The 17,405-nt window shown below is 63.1% G+C and carries 18 protein-coding genes; 4 read left to right on the forward strand and 14 right to left on the reverse strand.

Annotation, left to right across the window (positions count from 1 at the left end):
• The first annotated feature begins 327 nt into the window (after positions 1 to 327).
• Entirely contained in the window at positions 328 to 1,794 is a 1,467-nt protein-coding gene (locus ABL844_RS33440; RefSeq protein ID WP_418132002.1) for a PLP-dependent aminotransferase family protein, read from the forward strand.
• Between the two features lie 204 nt (positions 1,795 to 1,998).
• On the opposite strand, the gene ABL844_RS33445 is transcribed toward ABL844_RS33440, so the two are convergent.
• From ABL844_RS33445 to ABL844_RS33455, 3 genes are read right to left on the reverse strand one after another with little or no spacing between them, the layout of a single operon-like run.
• Complete coding sequence (locus ABL844_RS33445; protein WP_418125938.1) at positions 1,999 to 2,190, reverse strand: hypothetical protein; 192 nt, start codon at positions 2,188 to 2,190, stop codon at positions 1,999 to 2,001.
• Positions 2,191 to 2,230: 40 nt separating this feature from the next.
• Complete coding sequence (gene cynS / locus ABL844_RS33450) at positions 2,231 to 2,701, reverse strand: cyanase (protein WP_418132003.1); 471 nt, start codon at positions 2,699 to 2,701, stop codon at positions 2,231 to 2,233.
• A gap of 30 nt (positions 2,702 to 2,731) precedes the next feature.
• A complete protein-coding gene (locus ABL844_RS33455; protein ID WP_418132004.1) occupies positions 2,732 to 3,394 on the reverse strand; it encodes a carbonic anhydrase in 663 nt (220 codons plus the stop codon).
• A gap of 123 nt (positions 3,395 to 3,517) precedes the next feature.
• Between ABL844_RS33455 and cynR the strand changes: the two genes are divergently transcribed.
• On the forward strand, positions 3,518 to 4,399 hold the full coding sequence (gene cynR / locus ABL844_RS33460; RefSeq protein ID WP_418132005.1) for a transcriptional regulator CynR: 882 nt from the start codon (positions 3,518 to 3,520) through the stop codon (positions 4,397 to 4,399).
• A gap of 152 nt (positions 4,400 to 4,551) precedes the next feature.
• Here the strand turns inward: cynR and ABL844_RS33465 are convergent, their stop codons facing one another.
• Positions 4,552 to 5,139, reverse strand: coding sequence for a TetR/AcrR family transcriptional regulator (locus ABL844_RS33465; RefSeq protein ID WP_418132006.1), 588 nt, complete (start codon positions 5,137 to 5,139; stop codon positions 4,552 to 4,554).
• 117 nt (positions 5,140 to 5,256) lie between these two features.
• On the opposite strand from ABL844_RS33465, the gene ABL844_RS33470 reads away from it, so the two are divergent.
• On the forward strand, positions 5,257 to 5,724 hold the full coding sequence (locus ABL844_RS33470; RefSeq protein WP_418125943.1) for a DUF1348 family protein: 468 nt from the start codon (positions 5,257 to 5,259) through the stop codon (positions 5,722 to 5,724).
• A 443-nt stretch (positions 5,725 to 6,167) separates the two neighbouring features.
• On the opposite strand, the gene ABL844_RS33475 is transcribed toward ABL844_RS33470, so the two are convergent.
• Both ABL844_RS33475 and ABL844_RS33480 read right to left on the reverse strand, forming a co-directional pair.
• Entirely contained in the window at positions 6,168 to 6,743 is a 576-nt protein-coding gene (locus tag ABL844_RS33475; RefSeq protein WP_418132007.1) for an OmpH family outer membrane protein, read from the reverse strand.
• Positions 6,744 to 6,965: 222 nt separating this feature from the next.
• Positions 6,966 to 7,346 carry a winged helix-turn-helix transcriptional regulator gene (locus ABL844_RS33480; RefSeq protein WP_418126545.1) on the reverse strand — a complete coding sequence of 127 codons (381 nt, stop codon included), beginning with the start codon at positions 7,344 to 7,346 and terminating at the stop codon, positions 6,966 to 6,968.
• A 325-nt stretch (positions 7,347 to 7,671) separates the two neighbouring features.
• Here ABL844_RS33480 and ABL844_RS33485 point away from each other — a divergent pair, with 325 nt between their 5' ends.
• The gene (locus ABL844_RS33485) at positions 7,672 to 8,496 is read left to right on the forward strand and encodes an SDR family oxidoreductase (protein ID WP_418126547.1); all 825 of its coding nucleotides are present in this window, start codon (positions 7,672 to 7,674) and stop codon (positions 8,494 to 8,496) included.
• Between the two features lie 445 nt (positions 8,497 to 8,941).
• Here the strand turns inward: ABL844_RS33485 and ABL844_RS33490 are convergent, their stop codons facing one another.
• From ABL844_RS33490 to ABL844_RS33525, 8 genes are all read right to left on the reverse strand, one after another.
• On the reverse strand, positions 8,942 to 9,541 hold the full coding sequence (locus ABL844_RS33490; protein ID WP_418132008.1) for a TraX family protein: 600 nt from the start codon (positions 9,539 to 9,541) through the stop codon (positions 8,942 to 8,944).
• 142 nt (positions 9,542 to 9,683) lie between these two features.
• Entirely contained in the window at positions 9,684 to 10,265 is a 582-nt protein-coding gene (locus tag ABL844_RS33495; RefSeq protein ID WP_418132009.1) for a phospholipase D family protein, read from the reverse strand.
• Positions 10,252 to 11,364 carry an LPD7 domain-containing protein gene (locus ABL844_RS33500; protein ID WP_418132010.1) on the reverse strand — a complete coding sequence of 371 codons (1,113 nt, stop codon included), beginning with the start codon at positions 11,362 to 11,364 and terminating at the stop codon, positions 10,252 to 10,254. The genes ABL844_RS33495 and ABL844_RS33500 overlap by 14 nt, the downstream gene beginning before the upstream one ends.
• A gap of 47 nt (positions 11,365 to 11,411) precedes the next feature.
• Positions 11,412 to 13,316, reverse strand: a complete 1,905-nt coding sequence (locus ABL844_RS33505; protein ID WP_418132011.1) for a type IV secretory system conjugative DNA transfer family protein — start codon at positions 13,314 to 13,316, stop codon at positions 11,412 to 11,414.
• Positions 13,282 to 14,430 (reverse strand): P-type DNA transfer ATPase VirB11, encoded by a 1,149-nt coding sequence (virB11, locus tag ABL844_RS33510; protein ID WP_418132012.1) that lies wholly within the window; start codon positions 14,428 to 14,430, stop codon positions 13,282 to 13,284. Before virB11 ends, ABL844_RS33505 begins: the two co-directional genes overlap by 35 nt.
• Positions 14,399 to 15,730 (reverse strand): type IV secretion system protein VirB10, encoded by a 1,332-nt coding sequence (virB10, locus tag ABL844_RS33515; RefSeq protein ID WP_418132013.1) that lies wholly within the window; start codon positions 15,728 to 15,730, stop codon positions 14,399 to 14,401. The genes virB11 and virB10 overlap by 32 nt, the downstream gene beginning before the upstream one ends.
• Entirely contained in the window at positions 15,727 to 16,557 is an 831-nt protein-coding gene (locus tag ABL844_RS33520) for a TrbG/VirB9 family P-type conjugative transfer protein (protein WP_418132014.1), read from the reverse strand. Before ABL844_RS33520 ends, virB10 begins: the two co-directional genes overlap by 4 nt.
• Positions 16,554 to 17,276 carry a virB8 family protein gene (locus tag ABL844_RS33525; RefSeq protein WP_418125957.1) on the reverse strand — a complete coding sequence of 241 codons (723 nt, stop codon included), beginning with the start codon at positions 17,274 to 17,276 and terminating at the stop codon, positions 16,554 to 16,556. Before ABL844_RS33525 ends, ABL844_RS33520 begins: the two co-directional genes overlap by 4 nt.
• Between the last annotated feature and the right edge of the window lie 129 nt (positions 17,277 to 17,405).

The following is a 17,405-nucleotide window of genomic DNA, read 5'->3' on the forward strand; positions in this document are numbered from 1 at the left end:
ACCAAGAAATGCCCGAGTGCGGCGAGCAGCTCAATAGACCGATGAAGAAGCGGAAAGATTAATTAATTGGTTGATTAATCAATCCAACGAAACGGTAACGGTCAGCTGAATGGGCGTCTGCAAGACGCGTCGAAAGGCGGAGCGATCCGCCTGCACACAGAAGCACTCTGTCGAGTGTTCATCTTCCAGGCTGATACGTACAGAACCAGATCAGCTGAAAATCTTCGTATCAGATGCAAGGAGGCCGGTAGTCGCGTAGGGCAGGCCGACGTCTGATACGACAATCTCGGGAGCGGTCCAGAACGCCCGTATCAGAAAGAGATTCCCATGAACCGCTACGAGAAGCTTGCCGACAACATCGCCCAGCGTATTCGCGCGGGTAGCCTGAAGGCGAACGATCGCCTTCCCTCCGTGCGCGAACTGAAGTCGCAAATGGGCATCAGTGCGTCCACCGTGTTCTCTGCCTACTACCTGCTGGAGGCGCAAGGGCTTGTCGAAGCGCGGCAGCGGTCGGGATACTTCGTTCGAGCGGGGGCGGAAATGCCGACCAATGAACTCGCCGCCAGCGAGCCTGTCCTCCGGTCCATGCCGGTCGACGTCTCGTCGCTTGTCTTTCAGGTCCTTGCGCAGGCTCGCGAGCGCGATATGGTCCCGCTCGGCTCGGCCTTTCCGTCGCCAGAGCTGTTTCCCCTCGAACAACTTGCCGCCGGCCTGACGCGAGCGCTCAAGCGGATGGATCCCTGGCAGACCGTCGAAGATCTGTCACCAGGAAACGCCCAACTACGCCATCAGATCTCCCTGCGTTACGGCAGCGTCGGAATGAATGTTCCTGCGTCTGAACTGGTCATCACCAGCGGGGCGATGGAGGCCCTCAATCTTGCGCTCGAATCGGTGACGCAGCCGGGCGACGTCGTGGCGATCGAAACGCCGACCTTCTATGGTGCGTTGCAGGCACTGGAGCGGCGCGGTCTTCGCGCGGTCGAGGTCGAGACCCACCCGCGTACAGGCGTAGATCTCAGCTCTCTTGCTCGGGTGATCGACCAGCATCCGGTGAAGGCCTGCTGGTTCATGCCGACCTTCCAGAATCCAATGGGCTGCACCATGAGCGACGCAGCCAAGGAGCAACTGGTCAGCATGCTCGCCACCCGCGCCATACCGCTGATCGAAGACGACGTGTACGGCGAACTCGCGCATGGGGCTCGGAGACCGCCACCAGCCAAGGCCTGGGACCGGGCTGGCTGGGTGCTGCACTGCAGTTCCTTCTCGAAATCCCTGGCACCCGGATATCGCATCGGTTGGGTAGCGGGCGGTCGCTTCGCGGCCACTTTGGGTCGGAACAAGTTGATGAGCTCGCTGGCGACGGCACTCCCCTCGCAACTGGCGTTGCAGGAGTACCTCCAACACCGGAGTTTTGATCGTCACCTGCGCGTCCTGCGGCGTTCGCTCAGCCGCCAGCAAGCTGCATGCTTGCGACTTATCGATCGATACTTTCCGACTGGAACGCGGGTCACGCGCCCCGAGGGTGGCTATTTCCTGTGGCTCGCGCTGCCAGAAGGCGTCGACTCGCTCGCACTGCATCAGGACGCTCTTCAGCTCGGCATAGGCGTAGCGCCGGGCCATTTGTTTTCAGCCGACCGCCGATACACCCGGCACCTGCGCATCAACTACGGGCATCTCGGCGACCCGCGCTTGGAAGGGGCTATAAGAAATCTTGGAGAACTCGCCAACGCGCAGCTTAAATCTACAACTGGAAGATCGGGGCCAAGCTTCGAAGAACGTTCGTCGAGACCCTAGTTGGCGTCAATGCAGGTGGAGGTCCGCTGCCGTCGACTGACTCTCAACGTCACGCGCGCCGCTTCTGTCCAGTCGTCGGCGCTTCGCCGCAAGATTGACGGGCACCCCCAAGTCTTGGAAGGTGCCCGCCGAAATGGATGCAGGGGGCACGCTGCCCGCCCACCGGTCCGATCACGAAACACAAGATCAGACCGACGACCGCGATCACTCATAGGCCGATTTGTGACTCATGATGAAGGTCCACGTCACCGCTACGCGCGGCGTTTCCCCGTACGACATCGGGAAGCCGTCCAGACTCGCCAGCCACCCCTCGGGGATCTGGTGAAGGGTGAGGCGCCGCGCCGTCACCAGTGGCTTGCTCCACGCAAGCATGAGTTCGTTTTCGTCCGTATTCATCGTGGCGCCCTTCATTCATGTGGGAAAGACCGATGGAGCCTTAGAAAGGTTTGTTGGGCAGGAACTTCCCATCCAGTGTGATCACCGCTCGTGAGCCGCCTTCGGGATCCTCTACCTTCTTGATGTCGAGCTTGAAGTTGATGGCGCTGATGATGCCGTCACCGAACTGCTCGTGAACGAGCGCCTTGAGCGTGGTGCCGTAGATCTGGACCATCTCGTAGAAGCGGTAGACGGTGGGGTCGGTCGGCACTCCGCCGGGGATGCTGCCGCGCAAGGGAATCGCCCGCAGTTCTTTGGCATCGGCAGCGTCCAGGCCAAGTCGGCTGCAGACCAACTCTGCGGCGTGCTGCGGCAGGGCGTGCTGCCCCAGCAGTGCGGCGGTGACATAGGCCACCCGAAGGCCGGTGCCTTCTGCCAATTCACCGAAGCTGATGTCTTTGCTTGCTTTTGCGGCAAGCACGCGGGAGGTCAATTCGACGCGAGAATCTTGGGTCACATTGGAATGAAGCATTGCAGTTTTCCTTTCAGAGGGGAGGGAGAGTCAGGCCGCTTTCAGCTGCGGGTGGGGCTCGGAAGCGACGGTGTCGGGATGCTTGGCAAGGCTGACAAAAATGCCGTGCTTGCCATCGAGAGCTTTGACGTCACCGGATTCAATGTCGTAGACCCAGCCATGCAGACTGAGCCGGCCCTGTTCGAGCGCAAGCGCAACGGTCGGGTGGGTCCGTATGTTGGCCAGCTGGGCCACCACATTGGCATACACCATGGAGCTGACCTTTGCTATCGGCGTGTCATGGGTATGCGCCTCGTTCACCGCCTTGGCGGCGTCGGCATGGCGCAACCAGCCTGCTACCGCGGGAAGGTGATCCAGACAGGTATGCTTGGCGATGGCCGTCATGGCGCCGCAGTCGCTATGACCACAGACCACAATGTCGGTCACACCCAGCACACCGACCGCATACTCGACGCTGGCGGTGACGCCGCCAGGTTCTGAGCTGTAGGACGGAACAATGTTGCCGGCGTTGCGGATCACAAAGACATCGCCAGGCTGTTGTTGGGTCAGCAACTCCGGAATGACGCGGCTGTCGGAGCAGGTGATGAAGAGGGCACTGGGGTTCTGGCTAGTCGCCAGTGTCTTGAACAGGCTCGACATCTTGGGGAAGACATCGGCCTGAAACTTCATCGCGCCTTTGATGAACGGTTTCATGTTAACTACCGTGTTGTTGCGAGGAGTTCATCTTCAATCGTTTCCTCCGGCCGGTCCAAGACCGGTTTCGGATGGACCCGATAGGAACCACCAATAGCACTCTCACCACCGGAAAGGCTGGGCATGCAGCTTCGTCATATTCGCTATCTACTTGCCGTTGCTGAACACGGAAATTTCACGCGCGCCGCGGAGGCCCTTCATGTCTCCCAGCCAACCCTGTCGCAGCAGATCATCCAACTGGAGGAGACGCTGGGTGTGGCGCTTCTAGACCGCAGCGGCAGGACCGTGAAGGTGACAGACGCGGGCAGCGTCTACATTGAACATGCGCGCCGGGCGCTGTATGAATTGGCTGCTGCTCGACGGGCCATCCATGACGTGCAGGATCTCCAGCGCGGCGAACTGCGTCTGGCGACGACGCCGACCTTCACCGCCTACCTGGTCGGCCCCTTGGTGACGGCCTTTCATGTCAAGTATCCCGGGATCGTTATTCGGCTGAAGGAGATGTCTCTCGACACCATTGCTGCAGCGGTTGCGGCCGACGAGGTGGACCTGGGCATCGCGTTTCATGTCTCGCCACCTGTGGACAACATTGAGTGCGAGACTGTTCTGGTGGAGCGCCTGAGCGTTGTTGTTGGCCGCGGCCACCGCTTCGCCGCTCTGGGAGAGGCCGTCACGCCTCAGATGTTGTCGGTTGAACGGCTTGGGGTGCTGAGTCCTGATTTCGCAACGCGCGCCCACGTGGACGAGTATTTGAGGTCTCAGGCCATATCGCCATCCATCGCCATAGAGGCCAACACCATCAGCGCCCTGCTTGAGGTCGTCAGGCGTAGCCATGTGGTCACGATTCTTCCCGAAGCCATTGGCGAGCAGCATCCGGATCTTTGCAACATCGCGATCTCCCCGGCGCCCAACCCGCGCACAGCCGCCCTGTTACGTCGAAGGGATGCTTACCAGTCTGCAGCCGCCTTGGCGTTTGTACAGCTGTCCAGGATTGTTTGCGGGTGAGCAAGATTGATCTTGCTCCCACTCCTTGCGGGTCTTCTTGGACAGCGGCTCAAGGCCAAGCGTGATCTGTCCATGCCCAGCATCGTCCTCTTCGCTTACGCCTCTCGCCGCCGGACTGACGCGAGGCTTTGCAGACCTTTCCTCAACGGCACTCAGGCTTTGTTGGTCACCTTGTCAGCAATGAATTGGAGGGCTCGCAGAGCGGGTGCCGGATCACCGCTGTACTGGGCCTGCACGATGGCGCCATCCACGGCGCTGGCCAGGGCCTCGGCCGTCCGCTTTCGCTGACTCGACTGCGGCAGCAACGCTTCGATGACGTCGGTCATCTGCTGCTTGTGCTGGCGGGTGGCTTGGACGACAGCAGGCATCGTGGGTCCCATCTCGCTGACGCCATTGAGGAAGGCGCAACCTCGGAAATCGCCGAGCGCCCTGCCACGGAACCATTCCTTCATCACTGGCGGGAGCGCCTGAGCGCCTTTTGACGCGCCGCCGTGGCGCTCCAATGCCTCAGTGAACCACTTCATCCACCGTTCGTGGCGAAGGTTCAGGTACGTCAGGATGAGGTCGTTCTTGCTCGGAAAGTGCCTGTAGAAGGTCACCTTGGTCACGCCCGCCTCGGCGATGACGCGGTCGATCCCGGTGGCTCGAAGGCCTTCGGCGTAGAAGAGGTCGTGCGCGGTGCGCAGGATGCGTTCTCTAGCCGGTAGGTCACTGTTGCTGATGCTGACAACTTTATTCATGGGTCGACTATAGACAGACTTGTCTACTTGCGCCAGAATGCGCCCGTGTAGACAGAGTTGTCTACCTGCCGCAGGTCTGCGGCTCACGACAGACCCTTGATTGATAAAGGAATTGCCATGGAAACCCGTCCCCCCCTGCCCCCTTTCACCCTCGAAACTGCGATCCAGAAGGTTCGCCTAGCGGAAGACGGCTGGAACAGCCGTGATCCGGCCAAGATCGTGTTGGCCTACAGTCCTGACACTAACTGGCGCAACCGGGCCGAGTTCCCGCAGGGCCGTGCCGAGGCCAAGGCGCTGCTGGAGCGCAAGTGGGCACGAGAGCTTGACTACCGCCTGATCAAGGAGCTCTGGGCCTATACCGGCAACCGCATCGCGGTGCGCTTTGTTTATGAATGGCACGACGACGCCGGCAACTGGTTCCGCAGCCACGGCAACGAGAACTGGGAGTTCGACGAGAACGGCCTGATGACCGACCGCCATGCCAGCATCAACGACAAGCCCATCAAGGCCGAGGAACGCAAGTTCCACTGGCCGCTCGGCCGCCGTCCGGACGACCACCCGGGTCTGACCGAACTGGGTCTTTGACGGCGACGCACTGTGCCATCTTTTCGCAAGCTATGCGGAGCACACTTGCGAACGAGGTCGGCATTGGGGCCCATGGGCTAACGCCATCTGCGCGGCAGGCGCTGCACGTTGCGGGCATGTTGCCTGCACGTGCCGCTTTAGATCGGGCACGTGGCGCCGCGGGCTCACGCGCTTGAAGTGGGTCACCGCGTGCTTAGCTTCGTCATCGATGGCCTGACGTTCTACCACCGCGGGCAGCGGCAGCTCAAGACGAACGCTGCATCCAGCTTTGACCGCATTCGAGCGGGGCGCGATGACCACTAAGAAGCAGCCCGATGACCGATGGGGGCCCTAAGCAGCCACTCATCGAGCTGTCGGCACCAGCCCGCTGATAAAGAGCCTGTTATCAATCGTCAAGCTCACAAAGTTCTCTCAAAATGGGTGATGTTCGTCGTGAGTGCCTGTCACTGCGTCGCAGGGGCAGCAGTCGCGAGCGCTTTGATCACCTCGTTAGTGATGTCCACCGTTGGCGCAGCCATAACGGCATCCTGCAGTATCAGGTCGTACTTTTCCTGCTTGAAGATCTGCCGGATCGCACGGTGTGTCAGGTCCCATAGCTCGGACTTCTGCTCGTTGCGGCGCTGAGCCACCTCTTCATTGAATTCAAGGAGCTTTCGCCTGAGGTCGCGTTCCTGATCGAACAGTTCGCGCCGTCTGCGACCGATATCGTGTTCGGACAGCGTGGGTCCATCCTTATCCAGTTGGTCGGCCACGGCCTTGAGGTGAGCTTCCAACTCATCCAGTTGCTTCTGTCGAGGGCGGATTTCGGCAGCCAGCTTGTCCTGCATAGCCCTGGCGGGGAGCGACAGGAGCATCGCGCGCTCGAAGTCCACGTAGCCGATCTTAAGTTGCTGAGCCAGCGCGGATGAAGGAGCCAGAGAGAGCATGCACGCCGCCGCCGCACCGGTGGCAAAGACAACCGCTGCACGGCGGGCCACCGCGCAGGCAGCCACCGCAATGGTCTGAATAAGACTGTTCATTAGACTGCCCCTCCGACGTGGATGTGAAAGCACTGGATGTTATGCGGCGCCCCAATAAACAGCCGTTCCTACACGCAAGGCTCAGACGTTATTGGGCAGCTCTGCAGGTTTCAAAAGCCTCTGTGTCGATTCTCTGTGAAGACGGTCACCGACCGCCCGCTTTTGGCCGAATGCCGAGCTTGGAGTTCCAAACGGCTCCCGCTTCGGCGGCCGCTTGACATCCTATTCAACGCTGTACTGCTCCCGTAGTTCAGCCCATTTCAGCATGCTGTCCAATGCCGGGCACAGCTGTTGCCCCCAGGCCGTCATCCGATAGTCGACCCGGGGTGGCACTTGCGAGTGGACGGTGCGTTCAACGATGCCGTCCGCCTCAAGCTGTCGCAATTGCTGGGAGAGCATTTTCTGGGAGATACCGGTGATGCATTTCTCCAGGTCCGAGAACCGCAGCACCTTCCCACCAAAGAGGTGGAACAAGATGACGAGCTTCCAGCGCCCCTCCAGAAGGCTGAAGCAAGCCTCGACGTCGATGGCGGCAGTGAGCGGCGTGTAGGCCTTGCGCTCCGCGGCGGGCCGAGCACTAACTTTTTGGTGCGTACTTGTCATGAGGTGAGCGTAAGCCGAGCATCCGTGCATTGCAACTTGCTCACCGATTTCCATGAAAGTCCAAGCTCCTTCCGCTATCGCCCGCTACCTTGAATCTTGTGGAGTAGACGACGGGGTCTCGCTCAACGAATATTTCCACGCGGATGCCATTGTTCGAGACGAGGGCGAGACCCTCCGCGGCCTGGACGCAATCAAGGGCTGGAAGACGGCAGCTGAAGCCAGGTACCAGTATCGGCTGACGCCACTCGGCCTCTCGCGGGTAGGCGACACGTTCAAACTGCTGGCGCATCTCGAAGGCAACTTCCCCGGCAACCGAGTCGAATTGATGCACGTCTTTGGCCTCAAGGACGGCCTCATCGACTTTCTTGAAATCCGTACACCTGTCGACCTCGAGGGCCGCAGGGTGCTCGTTACGGGCGGTACCAAAGGAATTGGAGCCGCCGTGGTCGCGCAACTGAGCCAGGCTGGAGCCACGGTGTTGACCGCAGCCCGCTCCGCGCCTGCAAACCTTGGGAAAGCGGCCTTTGTGGGCGCAGACCTGTCCACTGCAACTGGCTGCGACGACGTTGTGCGCGCCGTCGAGGAACAGCTCGGCGGCGTGGACGTCGTGGTCCATGTGGCGGGCGGCTCTTCGGCACCGGCCGGCGGCTTTGCCGCGCTCGATGACGACGAATGGCAAAAGGCCCTCGCCATGAACCTCTATGCTGCCGTGCGCATTGACCGAGCCCTGCTGCCAGGCATGCTTGCCCGCGGTGTTGGCGTCATCGTTCATATCACCTCCATCCAGCGGCAGATGCCATTGCCGGAGGCGACCACCGCCTACGCGGCCGCGAAGGCCGGCCTGTCGACGTACAGCAAGAGCCTGTCCAAGGAGGTCAGTCCAAAGGGGGTGCGCGTGGTGCGCGTGGCACCCGGTTGGGTGGAGACCGAAGCTGCGGTGAGTCTTGTCGAGAGGATCGCCTCGGAGAACGGGACAGACTACGAGGGTGCACGCCGCTCCCTCATGAACTCCCTTGGCGGCATACCGCTTGGGCGTCCTGCCAAACCTCAGGAAGTCGCAGACCTGGTCGGATTCCTAGTGTCACAGCGTGCCGCCTCCATCACGGGGGTCGAGTACGTTATCGACGGGGGAACAGTCCCTGTTGTGTGAGGCATGGTGCAGCGCAGGGCCGGTCTACGCGGAGTGCGACCGGCAAGGGCCAGGAAGCCAAATGAAGCACTCGAGCTCGAATCAGAAGGTCGGGCCGAACGTCAACTTCTGCCCGGCTACGGTAGTTCGCGAGCATAACCCAAGGGCTACTCTCGCTGCGAAGCGGGCATCGCTCTCGTTGAGTGACCGATAGATAAACGCAACGCAGACGCGGCTGGAAAGATATCCGGTCGTAGCCTGCGCCCATTTCCCCGCCGCCGAATCGTGCGATGAACTTAAGAAGTTCTGTGGAAATGTGCGACTCGAGATTTGCATTTCACGGGGCCTTGGGCGGTCTGGCGTATCCCAAGGCGTACCTGGAGAAAAGGAATAGAGAGCGAAAGCGCTCGCTCGAGCGGGCCGCGCGAGCTTTTCGATCCAGACCCAGCCCCGTCCCCAGGAAATTTCACGCCCGTCGTTGCACGATCGCGATCAGCAGGAGGTGCAGTGGATAGAGAACATAGAAGATCCATCGGCTGCGTGGGACCGAAATGTCGATCTGACCCGCCCCCCAGATCAGAGGTAACGCGGCCAAGGCCGCGAAGTTGCCATTGATGATGACGAGCGAGGCCGTCGCCAGAATCCACAGCAGAAGCCGAAGACGTCCCGGGCTGCGCACGAAGGCCCAGGCGCCTAGACAGTAAAGCAGTGCTGGCCACCAGAACTCGACGATCGAGCCGCCGAAGAGAAAGACGATCGCTGCGGTGCATCGGCGGAGCCGTCCGCCACGTTCGAGCAGCCAGACGATCAGCACGGCCAGCAGGAGTGTGGCCAAGATATTCAAGGGCCACCAGCCCACCAGTTGAACGAAGGGCGGTGTGGCCAGCAACGCGAAGACCGCCAGTCGTTTCATGGTACGCACATGCACGCCGATCGCCAGAGAGGCGGGGTGCGCCAGATGGGCCATGAGCACGAAGCCGAAGAGCGGCATCGCCATGCGTCCGAGTGCATAGAGCGCCGGGATCGCTCCATGCAGCAGGTACTTGTTGATGTGGTCGCCTGTCATGAGCGCAAGGCCTATCCACTTGAGTGCTTCGAGAGAGCCGGCCGAGACCGACCAAGGGGATATTGCCGCCGGAAGGGTCGTTCGGGCGCGCGCTGCTGGGTTTCGTGCCATGGAGAGAGCGGGCTGGGGACGCTGGCACGTGTCAGTACCCAGGGCGCAGGTCGATGCCTTCGTCCCACAGCTTTTGCCATTCGGCGCCGTACTGTGCGGCGAGTGCCGGTGCGTTGCGCACCACCAGCACATTTTCGGCGTTGCGTTGTGCAGCCGAGGAGGTGTAGTTGAAGCTGCCGGTCTGCACGATGGTTCCATCCGCAACGATGAACTTGTTGTGCTGTTGCGCGTAGCGCGCATTCGTGCGGATCGGTACCCGTCCATTGGTCAGGAAGCGGGCAGCGGAGTAGGCCTTGGCAGCCTCGTCGGCATCGATCACCACGAACACCCGGACACCTCGGCGTTGTGCGTCGCGCAGGGCGATGGCCACGGGGCGGCTGGTGAAGCCGTAGGCCGCAACCAGGAGTGTCGAGCGGGCGTTTCGTATGGTGTCCAGCACGAGTGGCAAGGCCGAGCCGGGAGTGAAGGCTGCCGTGTAGGGCACGGTCTGCGTGAGGGGCGGGGCAGGTGTTGCGAGTTGCGCAAGCCCCGTTGAGGGCGCGACACAGGTGAAGCTTGCGACGATGGCCGCGAATTTCAGTGGCGCGCTCGCGCAGAGCCTAGACACGCTCATGGTTCGGCTCCCCGTGATCGCGCGTCGGATGCAGACGGACATGTTGCGCCGCATGACGAGGACGTCGCTTCGGAAGGTGAATGGAGCGACCCTGTGCCAATGCATCGGACAGCCGCTCGCGGATCAGCTGCATCAGTCGCTGCTGTCCAGCCTGATCTGTGGTCAGGCGGTCGGCGTACTGCTCGGCCAGCCTGAGGCATTGGGTCGCCGTGCGCAGTTCCGGTCGTTCGGGCGCCGCCGCGTCGGGCTGAAGCGCTCCGGTGCGCACTTGGTGGATGAACCGTTCCATCGCCTGGATGTGATCCGGCGTTTCAATACGCCACCGGATACGTTGCACGACGATCTTCTGCTCGCCGATCGTTTCGCCTTCCGTGTTGCGGGTCGCCACGCGAACGTTGACCGGATGGGTGCCTTGCTGCGTGAGCACAATCTGGTCGCCCATGTGCGGTTGCGAAACCGATTCAGCAAGGGCGCGTTCGAGGTCGGATCCCCAGATGGTGCGGTCGCCGTCCTCCGTACGAAGCTGCACGTAGAAGGACATCCGCTCGCTCGGATCGAACCGGTACGGCGCCGGCGCGGCTGCCAGCAGGATGCCCTGGATCTGTTGCCTTGAAGAGGCGCCATTTTCGTGCGTCGTCGCTGCCGGCGGGGTTGGCTTTCGTTCGGTCTCCTGCGGGGGCTGTGGGCTCTTCAGAGCACGTTGGACCTGAAGTACTTCGGCCGCGGTTGGCGTGTAGCCCTGGACCTCGATGCCGCGCAGGGTGGCTTCGCGCCACATGCCTTGCCGAAAGGACTCCGTGCCCTTGATCCTGAGCACCTGCCAGCCGCGCGCTTGGGCAATCGCCACGACCCCCTGCAGCACGGCGCGGTTCTCGGTCCGCACGCGGATGCGATCGCCGTCGTCGATGAAGGCCAGGGTGCGGTCGGGGAAGAAGTAGCGATCGCCGATATGCAGGTAGAGACGCTCGATGGCATCGGGCAGTCTGGGACGGCCGTGGCTCGCAGCAGGCTTGTCACCCTGGGCTTCACCGGCAAAGCCTTGTGAGACGGTGTCCTCGATGTCCGTCGGGGACTTTTCGGGGGAGGGATCTCTGGGCATAGAAGTTGTTCCCGGCGGGCGCAGCCATGCGAGCGTGAGGTTGTCCGTCAGTCCAGGATTCGCGCCATGAACTCGTCGGCGTGGCGCCGGAGTTCCCCGTCGCTGAGCTGCTCGGCGGGGATCACCACATCTCCGAAGTCGAAGGAGAAGTCGTCCAGATTCAGCTCGCCACCTGATGTGTGGCTGGTAAAGGGTTGGCCACGCCTGTCGGTTGTTCCCTGTTCGGCATCGGCCGTGGCTGTGCAGGAGGGTGTGGCGAGCTGGCCGTGTCGGCCCACGTCCAGCTTCGGGACCGATGGCGGTGGCAGTTCGCGCGCGGCAAAGAACCTGTCGCGGAAATAGAAGATGCGGCGCGCGAGCACCGGGCGCAGGCCTTCGTAGAACAGGATCATCCGATCCGGTCCCAGCTCCTTGACCTCCTGGGGCAGGAGCAGGCGACGTGCCTGTTCGCTGATGCTGACCGTCGACGCCCTGCCTGGACCGTGCGTGCCGCCCCACATCGGCCTGCTCACGGTCTTCTGGCGAACGGTACATGTCCCCAGTTCGCGCGAGATCGCTTCCGCATCCTCGTATTCCTTGGGCGGGAACACGATGCGCGCGGCCAGCATCTTGCGGATCGACTTCGCGCCCTCGCTGCCGTATTTCTCGATCAGCTGCGAGCCGGACTGCACGATGACGACGGTGCGCACGTTGTAGCCGGGCAGGAAAGCCGTGGATTCGGCGATGACGGGAATGCGACCGAGGGCGGGGAACTCATCGAGCATCAGCAAGAGCTGCAGACGAAGCTCTGGGTTGGCCTCGGGGAGTTCCCGTGTCTGCAAGCCGATGGCCTGCTGGAAGAAGAGATTGAGCAGAGGCTGCAGCCGGGCCATGTTGTCGGGATTGATCTGCACGTAGATCGAGATCGCTCGCTTGCGCAGATCCCGCAGATCGAAGTCGTTGGCCGAGGTCGCGGCATCGATCATCGGGTTGAGCCACAGGTCCAGACGGCTGGTGAAGGTCTTGCGGATGCTGGATGCTGTGGTCGGTGCCAGGTCGATGACGTCGTAGAGGCTTCGCACCGCCTCCTGCGACAAGGGGTAGCCGGCACGCTCGCATACCTCGATCACGCGCTTCCAGTGCTTCTGGAAGCCCTCGGCATCGCTGGCCATCCCTTGGCGCAGCACCTCGCCCAGGGTCCGAGTCGCGCCCTCGGTCTCGAAGAGATAGAGGGCGATGCCCAGGAACAAGGAGCGGGCCGACGAGGTCCAGAACGGATCGCCGGCCAACGGGTCGGGAAAAAGCATCGTCCCGATGCGCTGCAAGTCATCGATGCAGCGGTAGGGCGATTCGGACACATAGCCGAGTGGATTCCAGCGCGCCGAGCACTCGCGTTCCGACAGGGGGTCGAACAGATGCACCTGCTGGCCGTGCGCGGCTCGAAAACCCGCCGTGCGCATGAAATTCTCGCCCTTGATGTCGCTCACGATGGCGGAGCCTGGCCAGTTCAACAGGTTGGGAATGACGACGCCGACGCCTTTGCCGCTGCGCGGTGGCGCCTCGAGTTCGACGCCCTGCTGGCCGGGCAGGACCAGGTAGCGATGCCCCAGACGCCCGAGAATGATGCCGTTCTCCTTGAGAAGGCCCGCCTGTCCGATCTCGCGCCGGGTGGCGAAGCGCGCATTCCCGTGCAAGGGCCGGCGCTTGGGGCACATCGCCACGCCCACCAGGCCCAGCGCCAGTGCCTGAGAGCCAGCCAGCGCCATGATCAGCGTACGCCGCACATCGGGCCGCTCGCCGTGGGCTCTCCAGTAGCGGTGAAGCGTGAGCAACGAGGCTTCCTGTGTCGGCAGTCCCAAAGCCATCAGAAAGACATGGGCCGAGACATACAGGCCGACCGCTGCCGCAACCAGCAGCGCGACCGCAATCCTGAACGGACTAGGCCAACGCTCGGAGCTTGGTGCCAGGGTCATACCAGATCTCCCGCACGATGCGCCGCTGGCGGCCGTCCTGCCGGTCTCTCGCGCATTGCACGACGATGTCCACGCTCATCTGCGCCAGCTCTACACCTTCGCGGGTGCTCATGCCATGGCCCGCCTGGCTGCGCTTCATGAGCTGCGCCAGCGCCACGAAGGCCAGTTCGGCGCTGTCCGCGTGCACGCTGGTGATGGAACCCGGGTGGCCGGTGTTCACTGACACCAGGTAGTCGTAGACCTCCTCGCCCGTACGCAACTCGGACACGAACACCCGGTCGGGGCGCTGCCGCTTTGCGCTGGCCAGCAACTGGCCGGGCGTGACTTCGGCCTGCCCCTGGGCGCCCTGCGAATAGAAGAGCCTCACATGGTTCGGCTGGTTGCGCAGCGAAAGCTCCTTGACATCCTCGATGGTGATGAGGCGGTCCTCGGCAGGCACCTCGAGAATCAGAGCCTTGCTGACGGTCGTCTTGCCCGAGCCGGTTGCGCCGGACAGGAGGATGTTCTTGCGCAGCTGGACGGCGCGGCGCAGGAACGATGCGAACTGCATGCGCACGAGAAGGGCCGCCAGCTCCCTGTCTTCGACAGATCGGGCTGTGACGTCCGATTGCCTCTCCAGCGTCGCGGGAATGCAGCGTGTCGGCGCGAAGATCTGCATGCCCTCCAGGTCTTCGAGCGTCCAGAGGGCGTTGGACGGACGGCGCACAGTGATCGAAACGGTCCGCTCCAGCGTTGCGGGCGGCAGCACGACCTGGATTCGCTCACCACCTGGCAGGGTTGCAGACAACAGGGGCTCGTTCGCCGAGACACGCTGCCGGGTGAAGTTGGCCACAAGCTTGGCGATGGCCATGCACCAGTCGAAGCTGGCGAACGGCAGTGCCTCGCGGGTCCAGCCCGACTGTCGTTCCACGAAGGCCACACCGGGCTCGTTGATGCAGATCTCGGTGACTTGGGGATCGCCAAGGAGCCGGTCGAGCGGGCCCAGGAAGAGGGCGAGGGATGAGGGCGTCTCCGCGGATGCCGCGGTCGGCGCGGAATCACGCGTCGCGTGCCCGTTTTGTGCGGCGTCGCCGCACTCCCGGTCAAGGTGTGGTGGGGGCCGCTCGAAGCGCATAGACGCTCCTGAAGTCCACGTCGCGGGCGACCAGGATCTGGATCCGCTCGCCCTGGTTCTTGATAACCGTGGGCGGGATTGCGATGGTGTTGCGCAGCACCTCCGTGATGACGTCCCGGTTGCCCTGAGGCGCCAGCACCACGCCGCTGCCACTGCCGAGACGGGGACCGCGCTGCTGGTGGGCGGTGATGGCCTGCATCGTGCCGTCGATCACCGAGATCAGGATCGCAGCACCGAAACGATCCCAGAAATGGGTGTCGACGAATCCCGGGAGGCCGTTGCGTCCCAGCTCATCCGTGCCAGGTGAGGCCAACTGAACCACCACGCCAGCAGGCGTGCGGGCTTCGTTCCACACGACGAAGACGCGGCCCTGTCCCTGGCGCGGAACGCCACGCTGCTCGCCGACGTACTTCGTGCCGCGCTCCAGCAGGACGACCGTCCCGTCCGCACCGTAGATGTCGCTGCTGCCGATGCAGGTCGTCATGCCTTCGTAGGTCGAGTCGATGGCTGTTTCCAGGGTGCAATCGATGAAAGCCCCCCTGGGCAGCAGCATTCGCCGCGTGGGAAGCATCTGGGCTGCAACCGCCGGGGTGGAGGTGGAGCGAAGGCTGGTGGCGAGACCGCCGCTCCCGGGCGCTGCCGAGACGGCCTGGGACGCCTGCAACGCCCCGATCAACTGCGCCATCCCCGGAACGCCGCTGGACGCCATCGCCGGCTCTGCCGATGCCTGAGGTGGCAGGGCTGCTGCTTGCGATAGCGACTGGGCGCGTCGCAGCACAGGGAGGCTCAATTGGCGCTCCAGAGCGATCTGCTCGGGCGTCTTTGGTGGTGGTCCCGCGTTGGGAGGTGTTGCCGAGGGTGGTGCGGGCGGGTTGACGGCCACCGGTGCCGGGCCTGGCGGCGACGCGGGAAGGGCCAAGCGGCCCAGCGGCGGAACTTTCATCTCTCCGTCAGCGCGGGCCGCGCTCGCCTTTTGCGCGGTCTCTTCGGCATCCTTTGTTCTGGCGTACTGCGTGCTGTAGTACCAGAAAAGGAATCCAGCACCCAGAAGGATGATTGTGGCCAGCGCCAGGGATCCGCTGACCCGGGATTGGATGGAGCGCTCGCGATTGACCGAGGGGATGGTGCGCTCGCCTGGGATCGCCGCATTTCCTTCGGTTGAAGAAGAAGGCTCGCGCTGTGAACTCGAGGCACGTCGCGATGACAGGATCTCCCCGGTGTCCGGGTCGACATCAGGCACTGTGGATTCCTTCGAAGGCTCGATCCGGGCGTTGTGGGGGAAGCGTTCTGGATCGGTCATGGACCGTCTCCCGTGATGACACGCTGTACGCTGGGGGCGGTGGTGTGATTCGGCGCGCGTGCGCCACCGCCGGCGAAGGATCGATTGACGATGCAGCCGACCAGCATGCCCCGGCGCGCCACCAGGCGACGCGCGACGCGGTGGACGACGACCTCGTCTTCTTCGACATGGAAGTTCAGCAGCGATTCGGATCCGTCGTCGTTCTGAACGAAGAGCGCCGGGAATTCCGAGCGCGCCTGGAAGCGCAGCCGGGTGTGCACGCCGTCGTCATAGACGCTCACAGGCCTGAGCGAATCGCTGCCGCAAAACCAGTAGTCCGTGTTGCGCGGCCGGTCGGCCGCCTCCCGTTCCAAGCGGGTCTCGGCGCGGCGACGTTCCCGAGCCGCTGCCGCCGCGCGTGCGTCGTCTTCCGGATAGACGAAGCGCACCGAATAGATCATCCGCCTGGTGGCCGCGCCGGCGGGCGCCGTCGTGGAGACGGCGTAGTCGAAGTGGTAAACCCGACGGTTGGTCAGCACGGTGAAGTTGGTGGAGGCGTGCGACTCCTTGGGCTTGATGAAGAAGTGATTGCGCTCGGTGCCGACGTCGAAGGCGCCGTTGTCGCCCGAGCCCAGGTTCACGAACTCCTCGCCCTCAGCGAACTGCAGGTGGATCTGGTAGCCGACGTAGCCCTGCAGTGTGACGACATCGTTGGCGTTGTAGGCGACCACCCGCACCCGTGCGTCGACCTTCCCGGCCGGAGGTACGGTGGCAGCCGTGACGAAGGGCGCGGCGAACACCAGGCTCACCGCAAAGCCGATCGCGCGCTGTGCGCCTTGGGGCGTCATCGTCCATCCTGCCTGCCGGATGCCACGTCCGTTGCGGTGACCTCGGGCTCGCGTCGGTACTCCACGACACGGAAGCCCAAGGGATTGAGCGAGCGCGTCTTGTTGTCCTTCGACGGGCGTACATAGGCGAACTCGATCGTGGAAACCCAGTGACTGGACTGCTCTTCCCCCGTGCCGCCCGGCCGCATGAGGCGGGTGAAGCGTACCTGCGCCAGGCGGTCCTTGCCGCTGTCCAGCTTCAGGAAGGTGATCGAGCGAACTTGCGTGCGAATGGAGGTCCCATCCTTGTAGACGTTCAGTGGTGAGACCGGGTTGTCGACGGCCCACAGGTTCGCCCATTCCTGGTTCAGTCGCGGCGAGTTCTGGGAGGCGACCAGTTCGTAGTCCGCCTCCGCGGTGCCGGAGAAGTAGCGCTCGCGCGCGAGCACATAGTTCTGCAGGAGGTTGCGGGTCACCAACGGCTCGATGTCGGCTGTTCCTTCGTAGGTCGGAACGATGTCGACGATCCCGCTGCTGCTGTCGACTCGGATCAGAACGGGGACGGGTTGCTTCAGGGGCGTGAGGCCCCCGACGGCAACGACCGCGAGGACTGCGATGACAGCCGCCACGGCGGCAACGATCCAGGCGACTCTGATAGAGCGCTCTGCTCGACGCGCGCGATCCAGTTCCCAGCTCTGGGCCTCGAGCAGGTAGGTCCGCGGCGCGGTGTCATGGGACATTGGCGGCTCCCGAGCGAAGCGCACCGACGGGCGCGTTGATCGGCGTGAGCGGGCCTTCGCATTGCGGCGGCCGTGGTGGGTGGGTGCCACATGCCGTCAGGAGTACGGTCAACAGGACAAATGCGAAGG

Source organism: Variovorax sp. 278MFTsu5.1 (genome assembly GCF_048305045.1).
Lineage (GTDB): Bacteria > Pseudomonadota > Gammaproteobacteria > Burkholderiales > Burkholderiaceae_C > Variovorax > Variovorax guangxiensis.

Excerpts from the sequence above, each read along its gene's own strand:
- ABL844_RS33440 (WP_418132002.1), top strand. The coding sequence starts at position 328 with ATGAACCGCTACGAGAAGCTTGCCGACAACATCGCCCAGCGTATTCGC.
- ABL844_RS33445 (WP_418125938.1), bottom strand. The coding sequence starts at position 2,190 with ATGAATACGGACGAAAACGAACTCATGCTTGCGTGGAGCAAGCCACTG.
- cynS (WP_418132003.1), bottom strand. The coding sequence starts at position 2,701 with ATGCTTCATTCCAATGTGACCCAAGATTCTCGCGTCGAATTGACCTCC.
- ABL844_RS33455 (WP_418132004.1), bottom strand. The coding sequence starts at position 3,394 with ATGAAACCGTTCATCAAAGGCGCGATGAAGTTTCAGGCCGATGTCTTC.
- cynR (WP_418132005.1), top strand. The coding sequence starts at position 3,518 with ATGCAGCTTCGTCATATTCGCTATCTACTTGCCGTTGCTGAACACGGA.
- ABL844_RS33465 (WP_418132006.1), bottom strand. The coding sequence starts at position 5,139 with ATGAATAAAGTTGTCAGCATCAGCAACAGTGACCTACCGGCTAGAGAA.
- ABL844_RS33470 (WP_418125943.1), top strand. The coding sequence starts at position 5,257 with ATGGAAACCCGTCCCCCCCTGCCCCCTTTCACCCTCGAAACTGCGATC.
- ABL844_RS33475 (WP_418132007.1), bottom strand. The coding sequence starts at position 6,743 with ATGAACAGTCTTATTCAGACCATTGCGGTGGCTGCCTGCGCGGTGGCC.
- ABL844_RS33480 (WP_418126545.1), bottom strand. The coding sequence starts at position 7,346 with ATGACAAGTACGCACCAAAAAGTTAGTGCTCGGCCCGCCGCGGAGCGC.
- ABL844_RS33485 (WP_418126547.1), top strand. The coding sequence starts at position 7,672 with ATGCACGTCTTTGGCCTCAAGGACGGCCTCATCGACTTTCTTGAAATC.
- ABL844_RS33490 (WP_418132008.1), bottom strand. The coding sequence starts at position 9,541 with ATGACAGGCGACCACATCAACAAGTACCTGCTGCATGGAGCGATCCCG.
- ABL844_RS33495 (WP_418132009.1), bottom strand. The coding sequence starts at position 10,265 with ATGAGCGTGTCTAGGCTCTGCGCGAGCGCGCCACTGAAATTCGCGGCC.
- ABL844_RS33500 (WP_418132010.1), bottom strand. The coding sequence starts at position 11,364 with ATGCCCAGAGATCCCTCCCCCGAAAAGTCCCCGACGGACATCGAGGAC.
- ABL844_RS33505 (WP_418132011.1), bottom strand. The coding sequence starts at position 13,316 with ATGACCCTGGCACCAAGCTCCGAGCGTTGGCCTAGTCCGTTCAGGATT.
- virB11 (WP_418132012.1), bottom strand. The coding sequence starts at position 14,430 with ATGCGCTTCGAGCGGCCCCCACCACACCTTGACCGGGAGTGCGGCGAC.
- virB10 (WP_418132013.1), bottom strand. The coding sequence starts at position 15,730 with ATGACCGATCCAGAACGCTTCCCCCACAACGCCCGGATCGAGCCTTCG.
- ABL844_RS33520 (WP_418132014.1), bottom strand. The coding sequence starts at position 16,557 with ATGACGCCCCAAGGCGCACAGCGCGCGATCGGCTTTGCGGTGAGCCTG.
- ABL844_RS33525 (WP_418125957.1), bottom strand. The coding sequence starts at position 17,276 with ATGTCCCATGACACCGCGCCGCGGACCTACCTGCTCGAGGCCCAGAGC.